Here is a 1,016-nt window from a genome sequence, read left to right as displayed (position 1 = left end):
CACACACCCGTCGTCGTACCGCCGCTGCTGCCGGTGCCCACGCCCGCGCTGGCGGCCCGCTCGGGCGGTACGGTCCACTCCGACTGGAGGCCCTGATGACCCTTCCCGCCCGGCTACGCCGGCTGACCGGCCGGCAACGCCCGCGCCCCGCGTCGACCGGTGACGCTTCGGCGCGTACCCCCGCGGTGTCGCCCGTGCCACGCGGCCGGGCGCGGCGGGCGCTGGGGTGGGTGGGCACGGTGCTGGCGGTTCTGCTGGTGTACGCCGTGCTGGTCGGCCCGGACCGGCTCGGCGAGCTGACGCCCGGCGCGTTTGTGCGGATCCCGCTGGAGGGTCTGCTGGTCGCCGCGCTGCTGCTGGCGCTGCCGCCGCGGCCGCGGCGGGTGGTGGTGGCCGTGGTCGGGCCGCTGCTGGGCCTGCTGGCCATCGTGAAGCTCGCCGACCTGGGGTTTCGCACGGCCCTCGACCGGCCGTTCGATCTGGTGCTGGACTGGCTGCTGCTGGACGACGCGTTCGGTTTCGTGCGGGACTCGGCGGGGCGGGCCGGCGCGGTCGGCGCGGTGGTCGGCGTCGTGCTGCTGGTCGGTGTGCTGCTGCTGGTGGCGACCGTGGCGTTGCGGCGGCTGGCGGCGCTGCTGGTCGGCCACGAGCGGATGGCGACCCGGGCGGTGGCCGCGCTGACGGTCGCCTGGGTCCTCTGCGCCGTCGTCGGCGTGCGGATCGTCCCGGGCGTGCCGGTGGCCGACGCCGGAACCACCGCCCTGGTCGGCGCGCACGCCGAGCAGGTGGACGCGCGGCTGCACGACCGGGAACGGTTCACCGCCCAGATCGACGCCGACCCGTTCCAGGGTGTCCCGGGTGACCAACTGCTGACCGGGCTGCGCGGCAAGGACGTCGTCCTCGCCTTCGTGGAGAGCTACGGGCGCGACGCCGTCGAGGACCCGCAGTTGGCGCCGCAGGTCAACGCCGTGCTGGACACCGGCACCGAGCGGCTGCGCGCGGCCGGGTACGCCGCG

General features: G+C 76.4%; 1 pseudogene. It reads left to right on the top strand.

Annotation, left to right across the window (positions count from 1 at the left end):
* Window positions 1-95: 95 nt before the first annotated feature.
* Window positions 96-1,016, top strand: a pseudogene (locus tag AB0J68_RS32530) (sulfatase); the annotation flags it as partial.

It is taken from the genome of Micromonospora sp. NPDC049580 (assembly GCF_040675595.1).
GTDB lineage: Bacteria > Actinomycetota > Actinomycetes > Mycobacteriales > Micromonosporaceae > Micromonospora.
The sequence above is the reverse complement of the archived record's forward strand: the minus strand, read 5'-3'. Positions and strand labels throughout refer to the sequence as shown.